Annotated in this window: 10 protein-coding genes, 1 tRNA gene and 1 pseudogene; 2 read left to right on the top strand and 10 right to left on the bottom strand. The window is 75.1% G+C overall.

The window, feature by feature from the left end:
• Window positions 1-9 precede the first annotated feature (9 nt).
• Window positions 10-81: transfer RNA gene (locus F3L20_RS10120), tRNA-Val, on the top strand.
• Between the two features lie 49 nt (window positions 82-130).
• Here the strand turns inward: F3L20_RS10120 and F3L20_RS10115 are convergent.
• From F3L20_RS10115 to F3L20_RS10100, 4 genes are all read right to left on the bottom strand, one after another.
• Complete coding sequence (locus tag F3L20_RS10115) at window positions 131-415, bottom strand: zf-TFIIB domain-containing protein (protein ID WP_150153963.1); 285 nt, start codon at window positions 413-415, stop codon at window positions 131-133.
• Between the two features lie 101 nt (window positions 416-516).
• Complete coding sequence (locus F3L20_RS10110; protein WP_150153961.1) at window positions 517-1,443, bottom strand: phosphotransferase enzyme family protein; 927 nt, start codon at window positions 1,441-1,443, stop codon at window positions 517-519.
• A 211-nt stretch (window positions 1,444-1,654) separates the two neighbouring features.
• The gene (locus F3L20_RS10105; RefSeq protein ID WP_024885088.1) at window positions 1,655-1,834 is read right to left on the bottom strand and encodes a hypothetical protein; all 180 of its coding nucleotides are present in this window, start codon (window positions 1,832-1,834) and stop codon (window positions 1,655-1,657) included.
• 232 nt (window positions 1,835-2,066) lie between these two features.
• The gene (locus tag F3L20_RS10100) at window positions 2,067-2,303 is read right to left on the bottom strand and encodes a hypothetical protein (protein ID WP_145827946.1); all 237 of its coding nucleotides are present in this window, start codon (window positions 2,301-2,303) and stop codon (window positions 2,067-2,069) included.
• Between the two features lie 204 nt (window positions 2,304-2,507).
• On the opposite strand from F3L20_RS10100, the gene F3L20_RS10095 reads away from it, so the two are divergent.
• Entirely contained in the window at window positions 2,508-3,812 is a 1,305-nt protein-coding gene (locus tag F3L20_RS10095) for a serine/threonine-protein kinase (RefSeq protein ID WP_150153959.1), read from the top strand.
• 43 nt (window positions 3,813-3,855) lie between these two features.
• Here the strand turns inward: F3L20_RS10095 and F3L20_RS10090 are convergent, their stop codons facing one another.
• The 6 genes and pseudogenes from F3L20_RS10090 to F3L20_RS10070 all read right to left on the bottom strand — a co-directional run bounded on the left by F3L20_RS10090 (window position 3,856) and on the right by F3L20_RS10070 (window position 12,256).
• Window positions 3,856-4,674: a TrmH family RNA methyltransferase gene (locus tag F3L20_RS10090; protein ID WP_150153957.1), complete on the bottom strand. Its 819-nt coding sequence runs from the start codon at window positions 4,672-4,674 to the stop codon at window positions 3,856-3,858.
• A gap of 1 nt (window position 4,675) precedes the next feature.
• Window positions 4,676-5,911: a uroporphyrinogen-III C-methyltransferase gene (gene cobA / locus F3L20_RS10085; RefSeq protein ID WP_150153955.1), complete on the bottom strand. Its 1,236-nt coding sequence runs from the start codon at window positions 5,909-5,911 to the stop codon at window positions 4,676-4,678.
• 219 nt (window positions 5,912-6,130) lie between these two features.
• A pseudogene (gene cobT / locus F3L20_RS35575) lies at window positions 6,131-8,228 on the bottom strand (nicotinate-nucleotide--dimethylbenzimidazole phosphoribosyltransferase).
• A gap of 77 nt (window positions 8,229-8,305) precedes the next feature.
• The gene (locus tag F3L20_RS35570; RefSeq protein ID WP_431193187.1) at window positions 8,306-9,910 is read right to left on the bottom strand and encodes a hypothetical protein; all 1,605 of its coding nucleotides are present in this window, start codon (window positions 9,908-9,910) and stop codon (window positions 8,306-8,308) included.
• Between the two features lie 369 nt (window positions 9,911-10,279).
• Window positions 10,280-11,491, bottom strand: a complete 1,212-nt coding sequence (cbiE, locus tag F3L20_RS10075; protein ID WP_150153953.1) for a precorrin-6y C5,15-methyltransferase (decarboxylating) subunit CbiE — start codon at window positions 11,489-11,491, stop codon at window positions 10,280-10,282.
• Window positions 11,492-11,617: 126 nt separating this feature from the next.
• Entirely contained in the window at window positions 11,618-12,256 is a 639-nt protein-coding gene (locus tag F3L20_RS10070; RefSeq protein WP_150153951.1) for a GNAT family N-acetyltransferase, read from the bottom strand.
• Window positions 12,257-12,271: the final 15 nt, after the last annotated feature.

Here is a 12,271-nt window from a genome sequence, read left to right as displayed (position 1 = left end):
TGGTCCCGAGGACGATTAGCTCAGCGGGAGAGCGCTTCCCTGACACGGAAGAGGTCACTGGTTCAATCCCAGTATCGTCCACACCGCACGAAGCCCCCGGTCCCGCGACCGGGGGCTTCGTCGTGTGCCGTCAGCTGGAGAAGAGCATGTGGCCGAAGCTCTTCTGGCGGCGGTGGCCGTAGTGGCCGCCGTGCGGCGCTCCCCACGCCGGGGCCTGCGGTGCCGCGGGCGGGTACGCCTGGGGTGCGGCGGGCGGGGGCGGGGCGGCGGGCTGCGACCACTGGGACTCCAGCCGGGTCAGCGACTCGAGCTCGCCGTAGTCGAGGAAGATGCCCCGGCACCCGCTGCACTGCTCGATCTGGACACCGTTGCGGTTGTACGTGTGCATGGGGGCACGGCACTTCGGACACTGCATATCCGGTTCAACTCCTCGCCGGTCGTTCCTGCTTCGCGTATCGCCAGGACAGACTCTCTCCTGCCGCGGGCCGGTTGCACCCTATGTCGCGGAAATTGGTCTCAGTCCGCCGGGGACGGCGCGGGCGCGGACCGCATGCGGGCACAGGCGTCGACCAGCGACTCCTCCACCTCGTCCAGCGCCCGGCCCGCGGCGACCGCCTTGGTGACGGCGCGGGCGGCGGTCTGGACGGTCAGCGCGCGGGCCGGGACGTCCAGCACGGTCCACGGGTCGCCGTCGGCCGGTACGGCCGGACCGCCTGCCGCGCGGTAGGCGGTCAGGAAGCGGTGCCAGGCGTCGGGGTCGAGCATGCCGCAGGCGTACCAGGCGGCGGGGCGGGCCAGGTCCCACACGGGTGTGCCGGGGCCCAGGTCGTCCACGTCGATCAGCAGCCAGGGGTGGCCGGGCCCGGCCCGGCGTATCAGCTGGCCGAGGTGGAAGTCGCCGTGGCAGAGGCGTGCGGGGCCCGGCGCCGGTTCCTCTCCCCGGGCCCACGCGGGCAGTTCCGCCCAGGCGTCCAGCAAAGGGGCGGCGGCGGGATGGCGGGACGCGGTGTCCCGGAGGAGGGCGACGGCCCGGGCCGCCTTCTCGGGCCCGCGCATCGGGGGCAGGCCGGCGGGCAGCGGGGCGAGGTGCAGGCGGGCGAGGAGGGTGGCCGCCTCCTCCCAGGGAGCGGCGTCCGGGTCGCCGGGGTCCACGGGGGTGCCGTAGGGCCAGTACGTGACCGGGCGGCCGTGCAGTTCGACCGGGCTCGGGGCGAGCGGGGGCAGCAGGACGCCGGGGAGGCCGGCGGCGACGGCGACGCGCCGGGCCAGTTCGGCGGGGTCGGTGCCGGGGGCGTGCGCCTTGGCCACGGTGGCGGCGTGCCGGACGACGGTGGTGTCCTCGCGGTGGGCCAGGGTGGCCGCGACGCAGGCGCAGGCGACGGCTCTCGCGTGGGCCGCCTGCGCGGCGCGGGCGGTCAGGGCGGAGGGCAGGTCCGGGGTCACGGGGTGAGGCTACGCGGGCGGGGCGCCGCGTCGTGGTCGCGTGCCCTGCGGGGCCGGGGCGTACGGACGTCCGGCGCGTCCGGGCATGGCAATGCCGGCGCAGCTCCCCAGCTGCGCCGGCATTTTGCCGTCCGCCGCACCCCCGTCCCCACGGGGTTTCATGGGTGGATGTCCCCGCCCGGACCGCTCTTCCGGGCCTGGGGGTCGCTGATCAGCGCCCCAGCATCTCTCCCACGGACGACGCCTGTGTGGTCACCGTCTCCCACCCGTCGAAGACGAGGAGGAGCAGGACCGCCAGGGGCAGGGCCATCAGCGTCGCCACCAGCGGGTGCCGGCGGCCCTCGCCGCGTTCCCGCGTGCGGAGCAGTGTCCGCGGTGCCGTGTACGCCATGGCCCCACTCCTGACCGTTTCTGTTGTCTTTGACAGCGGCGGGCGTCGACCTCGGGGGACGAGTGCTGCACCCGCCGCTCGATCTCAAATCTAGGGGTCACCGGCGTCCGTCACGTCATGCCCTCGTACCGATTGGCGGGCCTCCCCGAGGATGAGCGGGCACCGGCGTCGTACTCCCTGGGTGGAGACGGAGTCCCCTCCTCAGGGACATCCCCGAGGGGACGGCCGCCGCTCAGGCCCCCTCCGAGGTGTCCTGGCGCGGCACGGGCTGCTCGACCAGGGCGAGCACCCGGTTCGCCATGAAACGCGCGGTCCGCACCACAGCCCCGGTTCGGGTGACTTCGCTCACTTCGACCACTCCTCGTCGCACCGCCGTCTCCACCCTGCGCCCGGCCCTGGAGGCCACCACCTCGTAGGTACGCGTCGTGTCCCCGGCGTCCACGACGATCTCCACCCGGTCACCCTTCACGTGATCAATCCCCCTCGCCCGTCGGGTGGTTGGGATCGGCGCCTCGCACCGTCGCGTGAACCCGGCCTGTTCACGCGCCCCCTGACCACTCTTCAAGTCTCCCACTTGCCACTGACAATCCGTCGATACGAGAGGGCGCGGCCTCTGCGCACGGACGGGTGTGGAAACGTAAGCTGTGGCACGTCACAGGACCGGGCAGCGGGGATGAACATGGCGATGATGCGCCTGAGGCGCGAGGACCCGCGCGTCGTCGGCTCTTTCAGGCTTCACCGACGGCTCGGCGCGGGCGGGATGGGCGTGGTCTACCTGGGCTCCGACAAGAAGGGGCAGCGGGTCGCGCTGAAGGTGATCCGTCCCGATCTGGCGGAGGACCAGGAGTTCCGCTCGCGGTTCGCCCGCGAGGTCTCGGCGGCCCGGCGCATCAGGGGCGGCTGCACCGCCCGGCTGGTCGCCGCCGACCTGGAGGCGGACCGCCCCTGGTTCGCCACCCAGTACGTGCCGGGCCCGTCGCTGCACGACAAGGTCGCCGACGAGGGCCCGCTGGGCGCCGCCGAAGTGGCCGCCGTCGGCGCCGCCCTGTCCGAGGGGCTCGTCGCCGTGCACGAGGCCGGTGTGGTGCACCGGGATCTCAAGCCGTCCAACATCCTGCTGTCCCCGAAGGGGCCGCGGATCATCGACTTCGGCATCGCCTGGGCCACGGGCGCCTCGACGCTCACGCACGTCGGCACGGCCGTCGGCTCGCCCGGCTTCCTCGCCCCCGAGCAGGTGCGCGGCGCGGCCGTCACCCCCGCCACCGACGTGTTCTCGCTGGGCGCCACGCTCGCCTACGCGTCGATGGGCGACTCCCCCTTCGGACACGGCAGTTCCGAGGTGATGCTGTACCGCGTGGTGCACGAGGAGGCCCAGCTGCAGGGGGTCCCGGACGCGCTGGCCCCGCTGGTCCGCGCCTGTCTGGCGAAGGACCCCGAGGAGCGGCCCAGCACGCTGCAACTGTCGCTGCGGCTCAAGGAGATCGCCGCGCGTGAGGCGCAGGGCCTCGCCGACGTCCGGCCGCCCGCGCCGCGCACCCCGGAGTCCGAACGGCCCACCGGGCGCCTCGCGGACACCTATCCGGAGCGGGACGCCCGCAGGCAGGGCGGCCGGGCCACTCCCCCGCGCGGTGCGTCGGCCGGGCGCGGTCCGGGTCCCGTGTCCCGGGGCGGTGGCCCGACACCCTCACGGGGCGGCCGCGGTGTCCCGGCGTCCCGGGGAGGCGGTGCGCCCCGCGACGGTGCGCCCCGCCAGGGCTCGCCCTCGCGGCCCAGGCCGCGCCCGGGCCCCGCGTCGCGCGGCACCACGCGGCCCGGCACCGGCACGGGCGGCCGCCGGCCCGCGCCCCGGACGACCGGGTCCGGTCTGCGTCCGGCCAATCCGCGCCTGCTCAGGCAGCGGTTGTTCGTGTTCGTGGTGGTGACGCTGGTGGTGGCGCTCGGTATCGCGCTGGTGCAGGGCTGCCAGGGCCCGTCCTGAGCCCGCGGGGGCGGCCCGCCGGACGACGCCGGACGGGGATCCGCTACTCCCGCGGCCGGCCCGCCGTCACGGCGTAGAAGGCGACCGCGGCCGCCGCGCCCACGTTGAGCGAGTCGACGCCGTGGGACATCGGGATGCGGACCCAGGCGTCGGCGGCGGCCAGGGCGCGGGCCGACAGGCCGCTGCCCTCCGCGCCGAGCATCAGCGCCACCCGCTCCATCCGGTGCGGGGCCGCCTCGTCGAGGGACCGGGCCCGCTCGTCCGGGGTGAGGGCGAGCACGGTGAATCCCGCCTCACGGACCGGCGTGAGGTCCTTCGGCCAGGTCTCCAGGCGGGCGTACGGCACGGAGAAGACGGCCCCCATGGAGACCTTGACGCTGCGGCGGTACAGCGGGTCGGCGCAGTCCGGGGAGAGCAGCACCGCGTCCATGCCGAGGGCGGCGGCGGAGCGGAAGATCGCGCCAATGTTGGTGTGGTCGTTGACCGACTCCATGACGACCACGCGGCGGGCCGTGCGCAGCACGTCGGCGGCGGCGGGCAGGGGCCGACGCCGCATGGAGGCGAGCGCGCCGCGGTGCACATGGTAGCCGGTGACCTCTTCGGCGAGCGCGGGCTCCACGACGTACACCGGGGTGTCGGAGCGGTCGATGACGTCCCGCATGACGTCGACCCACTTCTGCGACAGGAGCATGGACCGCATGGCGTAACCGGCCTCCCCGGCGCGCCTGATGACCTTCTCGCCCTCGGCGATGAACAGGCCCTCGGCGGGTTCGCGGCGGCGGCGCAGTTCGACGTCGGTGAGGTCGGTGTAGTCGTGCAGGCGCGGGTCGGCGGGGTCGTCGACGGTGATGATCTCGCCCATGTCAGGCGGCCGTCCCGTCCGGGCCCACGGCCACGACGTCGCCGATGACGATGACCGCGGGCGGCCTCACGTCCTGGGCGACGACGGTATCCGCCACCGTGGCGAGGGTGGCGTCGACGCGGCGCTGGGCGGCGGTGGTGCCCTCCTGGACGAGGGCGACCGGGGTGTGCGGGGACTTGCCGTGCGCCATCAGGGTCTCGGCGATCCGGCCGATCTTGTCGACGCCCATGAGGACGACGAGGGTGCCGGTCAGCTTCGCCAGGGACGGCCAGTCGACGAGGGAACGCTCGTCGTCGGGGGCGACATGGCCGCTGACCACGGTGAACTCGTGCGCCACACCGCGGTGGGTGACGGGGATGCCGGCCGCGCCCGGGACGGAGACGGAGCTGGAGATGCCGGGGACGACGGTGCAGGGGATGCCGGCCTCGGTGAGCGCCTGGAGCTCCTCCATGCCACGGCCGAAGACGTACGGGTCGCCGCCCTTGAGGCGCACCACGGACTTCCCTTGCCGGGCGTGCTCGACGAGCGCGTTGTTGATGGCCTCCTGGGCCATGTACCGGCCGTAGGGGATCTTCGCCGCGTCGATCACCTCGACGTGCGGCGGGAGTTCGGCGAGCAGGTCGCGCGGGCCGAGCCGGTCGGCGATGACCACGTCGGCCTCGGCGAGCAGGCGCCGGCCGCGCACGGTGATGAGGTCCGGGTCGCCCGGGCCGCCGCCGACGAGGGCGACGCCCGCGGTGCGGGTGCGGTGGTGCGGGGCGACGAGGGTGCCGTCGCGCAGGCCCTCGACCACGGCGTCGCGGACGGCGGCGGTGTGCCGGGGGTCGCGTCCGCGCGCGTCGGTGGTGAGCACGGCGACGGTGACGCCCTCGCTGTGGCCGGTCGCCGGGGTCCAGGCGGTGGCCTGGTCGGCGTCGTCGGAACGCACGCACCAGACGCGGTGGGTCTCCGCCTCGGCGGACGCAGCCGTGTTCGCCTCGGGGTCGCTGGTGGCGATCAGCGCGTACCAGGCGTCCGCGAGGTCGCCCTCGGCGTAGGGGCGCCGGTGCCAGGTGATCTCGCCGGCGTCCGCCATCGCCTCCACGGACGGGGTGGCCTCGGGGGACACGAGGTGGATGTCGGCGCCCGCTCCGATCAGGGCGGGAAGGCGTCGCTGGGCGACCTGGCCGCCGCCGAGGACGACGACCCGGCGGCCGGTCAGGCGGAGGCCTACGGGGTAGGGCGGGTGTTCGGCCATCAGCGGGGGCTCCTCGGACGAGCGATGGGTCAGCGCGGGCACGCTGCGGCGTCGGAGCGGGCCTGACGTGGCATTTTATGCCCGCGGGCGGCGAGAGCGGGGTGGGTCCGGTGAGTGGGACGGGTCTCACTCGCACCGGCCTCCTGGGCGCCACGGAACCCTGGGAGAACGGTGTCCCCGCCCGCCCCGTGTCGACGGGACGGGCGGGGACACCGGCCGCTACTTCTCGGTCACGCCCGCCGAGTCGAACGTCGCGACCTCGTGCATGGCACGGGCCGTGCTCTGGACCAGCGGCAGCGCGAGGAGGGCGCCCGTGCCCTCGCCGAGCCGCAGGTCGAGGTCGACCAGGGGACGCAGGCCCAGCTTGTTGAGCGCGGCGACGTGGCCGGGCTCGGCGCTGCGGTGGCCCGCGATGCAGGCCGCGAGGACCTCGGGGGCGATGGCCCGGGCCACCAGCGCGGCGGCGCCTGCGCTGACGCCGTCCAGGATCACCGGCGTACGCAGCGACGCGCCGCCGAGCAGCAGGCCGACCATGGCCGCGTGCTCGAAACCGCCGACGGCGGCCAGGACGCCCAGCGGGTCGGCCGGGTCGGGCCGGTGCAGCTCCAGGGCGCGGCGCACGACGTCGGTCTTGCGGACCAGCGTCTCGTCGTTGATGCCGGTGCCGCGGCCGGTGACCTCGGCCGGGTCCGCGCCGGTGAAGACGGAGATCAGGGCGGCCGACGCGGTCGTGTTGGCGATGCCCATCTCACCGGTGAGCAGGGCCTTGTTGCCGGCCGCGACCAGGTCCCTGGCCGTCTCGATGCCCACCTCGATGGCCTGCTTGGCCTCCTCGCGGGTCATCGCGGGGCCGGTGGTCATGTCTGACGTACCGGCGCGGATCTTGCGCGGCAGCAGCCCGGGGGTGGCCGGCAGGTCGGAGGAGACGCCCACGTCGACGACGCAGACCTCGGCACCGACCTGGGCGGCGAAGGCGTTGCAGACCGCTCCCCCGCCGAGGAAGTTGGCCACCATCTGTGCGGTGACCTCCTGCGGCCAGGGGGTGACGCCCTGGGCGTGCACCCCGTGGTCGCCGGCGAAGACCGCGACGGCCGCGGGCTCCGGGATCGGCGGCGGGCACTGGCGGGACAGGCCGGACAGCTGCGCGGAGATGATCTCCAGCATGCCGAGTGCTCCGGCCGGCTTGGTCATGCGCTTCTGGCGCTCCCACGCCTCGCCGAGCGCCTTGGCGTCCAGCGGGCGGATCTGCGCGACGGTCTCGGCAAGCAGGTCGTGGGGGTCCTCTCCGGGCAGGGCGCGGCGGCCGTACGTCTCCTCGTGCACCACCCAGGACAGGGGGCGCCGCTTGGACCAGCCGGCCTGCATCAGCTCGGGCTCGTCCGGGAATTCGTCGACGTAGCCGACGCACAGGTAGGCGACGACCTCCAGGTGGTCGGGCAGCTCCAGGGCGCGGACCATCTCGCGCTCGTCGAAGAAGCTGACCCAGCCGACGCCGAGCCCCTCGGCGCGGGCGGCGAGCCAGAGGTTCTCCACGGCGAGCGCGGAGGAGTACGGCGCCATCTGCGGCTGGGTGTGCCGGCCGAGGGTGTGGCGGCCGCCGCGGGTGGGGTCTGCGGTGACGACGATGTTCACCGGGGTGTCGAGGATGGCCTCGATCTTCAGTTCCTTGAACTGCTTGGCCCTGCCCTTGGGGAGCGACTTGGCGTAGGCCTCGCGCTGGCGCATGGCGAGTTCGTGCATCCGGCGCCGGGTCTCGGCGGAGCGGATGACGACGAAGTCCCAGGGCTGCGAGTGGCCGACGGAGGGCGCGGTGTGGGCGGCCTCCAGGACCCGGAGCAGCACCTCGTGGGGATGGGGTCGCCGCGGAAGCCGTTGCGGATGTCGCGGCGCTCGCGCATGACCTTCAGCACGGCCTCACGCTCGGCGTCCGCGTACCCGGGGCGGGGGGCCCTGCCGGGCCGGCCGGTTCCGGTTCCACTCCGGCGCCCTGGGTGTCCAGGTCGTCGGCGTTCTGCGGGACGTCCGTGTCGGCGTCGACGGCGGGGGCTGCCGGTACGGCGTCGGCGGGGCCGGTCCCGTCCTCGGGGACGGGGACGCCCTGCGGCGGGGTGGGGGCGAGGTGCGGAGCGGTGGGCACGGTGCCGTCCACGGGGACGAACTGCCCAGCGGCTGGCCGGCCTCGGGCGTGAGCGGCAGGGTGCCGGGCAGCGGGGTCGGGTGCGCGGGGGTCTGCTGGGGTCCCTGCACGGCGTCGGCCGGGGCGAGGGCCTCGGGCTCGGCGGGGCCGGTGCGAGGGCTTCCGGCTCCGGGAGGCCACGGTCGTCCCGTTCTCGGCGGCGGGTGCGGCGGCCGGGACGGGTGTCTCGGGGGCGTCCGGTGCCGGGGCTTCGGGCGCTACGGCTTCGGGCGCGGGAGCCGCTTCGGGAGCGGGGGCCGCTTCAGGCGTCGGGGCTTCGGGCGCCGGCGCGCCGTGAGAGGCGACGGCGTCGGGCAGCTGCGTGGTCCCGGGGGCCTCGGGTGCCTGGACGGGCTCGGATGCCTGGACGGGCTCGGGTGCGGGGGTTTCCGCGACGGGGCCGCCTGCGGCACGTCGGTGCCGGGAGCCGCGCCCTGGGGGTCGCCCTGGGGCTCGCCGCCCGGCGCACCGGCGGGCCGGTCACCGGCCGGCTGCGGCACGGCACCGTCGGCGACCGGCGCCTGGACGGCGTCCTGCCCGGCCTCCGCGACGGCCCCCCGGGCTTCCTGCGCGACGGCGACCGCAATCGCGGCCTCGGGCTCGGCCTGGTGCTCGGACCGGGGCTGAGGTACCACGCCTTCGGCGTCCGGCAGCTGAGGCGCCCGCGCCTCGGCCACGTCCTCGGCAGGCGCCTCCTGCGGCACCTGCGTGCCCTCGGGCGCGGCGACGGCGGCGTCGCCGTCGGGCGCCTCGGCGACAGGCTCCGCGGTCTCGGCACCCGGCACGGGCCCGTCCTGCGCAGCCCCGACTTCGGCCACGGCGACGTCCACGGGGTCCGCCTGGCCCGGCACCGGTACGGCCTCGACCGCCCCCTGCTCGGGCGGGCCGGCCTCCGGCGCCGCGGGAACCTCCGCAGCGGGTTCCGCCTGCTGTACGACTTCGTCCTGCTGCGGCGCCTCCGCCACCGGCTCCGCCGCCTCGGCGTGTTCCGGCGCGACGGCGACGCCCTCGGAGGGCACACCCTCGGACGCCCCGGCACCGGCCGGTACGGACGCGACCGCGTCCCCCTGCGGATACCCCTGCCCGGCGGCCGTGTCTCCGGGCGTGCCCGGCGCCGGCACGACCGGCGTGCTGTGGTCGGTGTACGGCACCGCGGCGGGAGCCTGTCCGCCGCCGGCGGTCTCCGCGCTCACGTCCGCCTGCGCGACCGCGTCGGTGGCGACCCGGGCGACGACCGCCTGGGCCGCGTCCATGGGTCCCGCCCCGGGGACCGCCGCTTCCTCGGTCCCCACGCCCGCCCCGGCCGTCCCCCGGGCGGCCCAAGGGCCGCCGGTCTGCGCCGTCGCGACCTGCGGTGCGGCGGTCTCCCGGGATCGCTGGACGTCGAGGTACTCGGGGCCGAGGGTCGGCGGGCCGGGCTGGCGGGCCGGCAGATCGGCGGGGCCGCGGTCGGCGAGGGAGCGGACCGGGCTCGTGGAGAGGTCGGGCATCGGCGGGCCGAGGTGCAGCGGGCGGCGCGGCGCGGCCGAGGCCTGCTGGGACGGCTCGGGGAGCCGGACGCCGTTGAGGTCGACCGATCCGCTGTCGCGGCCGGCCGTCTCGTGCGGGCCGGGCTGGTGGACGGTCTCGACCACCGGCTCGGGCGCGGGCGGTGCGATCTCGTTGCCCCAGGCGCCCTGGGCACCGGGCAGCAGCAGGTCTTCGTCCTCGGCGGGACTGTCGGAGAGGTAGGTGTACGCCTCAGGCGCGGTGACGCCCGGCTGCTCCACCCTGCCTGCGTTCTCCGGCAGTCCCTCGCCCGGGACCTGGCCGGTGTCGGTCATGCGTACCCCTCGCCCATCGGTTAGTGCTCCTACGACCAGCTCACCCGGAACGGCGCACCGACCGCCCCACACTGGAGAACGAGCGTGCGTCCCCAGCGGCACGAACGGCCCGCCCGAAAAAGGCGACAAAGCCATTCACTGGCATTGTCGCGGCCGTACCGCCGTCGCGTCAGCTTGATCGGCGACGGTTCCGCTGTGGACTGCGCCACGTTGCGCGTCCTCCGGTTCCTGCCGTACCACGACCCACCCCAAAACGGGCGCGCTTTTTGGACATTGGCCGACGAAGCGTCGGGTGTCCGGTGCGGTACAACGATCGGCCAGCCTACCGCGCGCGGTACGACAACCCGATCACGGGGACGGCAATGCGGCTCAGCGGCCGCGCGCGGGCAGTACCCCGCTGAGCAGGAACGCAACGCTCCGTTCCGTCTCCGTCCAGGCACGCGTGTCGAGTTCGACGGACTGCAGCAGCGCGCACTCGACCCGGTAGCCGTGTTCCGTCAGGTTCCGGCCGATCAGCTCGGCCGCGTCGCGGGTGGCGGCGTGCGTGACGATCCGCTGCGGGCGGCGGTCAGCGACGGCGGAGACCACGGCCGCTCCCCCGCCGCCGACGCGGACGACGTCCGGTTCGGGGAGGTTCTCCATGACCTGCGGGGCGGTGCCGTGGACGATCTGCATCTGGACCCCGTGCCGGCGGGCGGCGGCGTCGGTGCGGGCGCAGGCCCGCGGGTCGCTGTCGACGGCGATGACGGCGGCTCCGGCGCGTGCGGCGTCGGTGGCGAAGGCGCCGGATCCGCAGCCGATGTCCCAGACGAGGTCGCCGAGGCCCGGTCCCAGGCGGGCGAGTTGGCCGGTGCGCAGGACGTCCTGCTCGCCCTCGCCGAGCGCGCCGCCGTACTCCTCGGCGGGCAGCGTCCAGCCGCGCGGTCCGGGCGCGGGGCCGCGCCCGGCGAGCCAGCCCCCGGAGTCGCCGGCGGCCACCGGACCGCCGATGACGATCACCACGTTGGGGTCGCGCCAGGTGTGGTCGGCGGCCTTGTCGGAGGTGACGACCGTGACCTGTTCGCGCTCGGTGCCCAGTTCCTCGCAGATGACGAAGGAGCGGTGGACCCCCTCCATGAGCAGGCCCAGTTCGGCGGGGCCGGCGCCCGGGGAGGTGAGGACGGCCACCTTGGTGTGGGCCCGGCAGACGTTCACCGCGCGGCGCAGGGTGCGGGGGTGGGCGACCACGACCTCCGCGTCGTCCCAGGGCATGCCGGCCCGGGCGAAGGCGGTGGCGACCGAGGAGACGGCGGGCACGACCTCGACCTCCAGGCCGAACTCCGGTGCGCGCAGCGTCCGTACGACGCCGAAGAAGCCGGGGTCACCGTCGGCGAGCACGACCGCGGTGCCGCGGTGGGCGGCGATGCGCCGGGCGGCGAGGGCGACGGAGCCGAGCCGGATGCGCTCGGCGGTGGCGGGCACCTCGGGGAGTGCCAGGTGGTGAGCGGCGCCGGCCACCAGGGTGGCGGCTCCCAGTGCGGCTTGTGCCGCGTCGGTCAGCGGCGAGCCGTCCCAGCCGATCACCGTGACCCGGTCGGCCATCGTCGTCAGTCTCCTGGGTTTGCGCAGGTCGTCGTCGGCTGTTCCGCCCGGAGGCGGTCTGTCGAGATTACCTGGTGCGGGCACGGACCGCCGCGCCGGTGCTGTCCGCCGGGCGCCCGTCCGACGTCAGTTCCAGTCGGTGTAGCCGGAGAAGCCGTTGCTGTCGGCCAGTTGGCCGTCCGCGCCCTCGATGTCCTCCGGCAGCAGGCTCCACACGATGAAGTCGGTGCGCACCTCGCTCCAGCCTCCGTCCTCGGTGCGGACCCTGGCTATGCAGGCGTTGCGCAGCACGCCCTCGCTGATGCAGCCGATCTTCTGGGCGACCTGCTGGGACGCGGTGTTGTCGGCCGCGGTGCGCAGCTCGATGCGTTCGAACTTCTGGTCCTTGAAGAGCCACTGGGCGGTGGCGAGGGCCGCCTCGGACGCGTAGCCCTCGCCGCGCGCCCAGGGAGCGACGATGTACGACAGCTCGGTGGAGCGCACGTGCCAGTTGGTCCTGGTGAGCTGGACGACGCCGACCAGGCGCTGGGTGAGGAACTCGGTGACGGCGAGGTCGAGCCCGCGGCCGGCCGCGCGCTCGGCGGGGGCGTACCCGCTGATCCAGGCGCGGGCGCTCTCCTCCGTGAACGGCTGCGGGACGTCCGTCCAGGCGCCCACCTGCTCGTCGCTCATCATCGCGGCGAGGGCGGGGACGTCGTCCGTGTCGAGGGGACGCAGCACCAACCGCTCCGTGCTGATGGAGATGTCGGGGAAGGTGCTCGTCATGCGCCGCTCCGTAAC

It is taken from the genome of Streptomyces tendae, from assembly GCF_008632955.1.
Taxonomy (GTDB): Bacteria; Actinomycetota; Actinomycetes; order Streptomycetales; family Streptomycetaceae; genus Streptomyces.
This window is presented reverse-complemented; position numbering and strand designations above follow the sequence as displayed.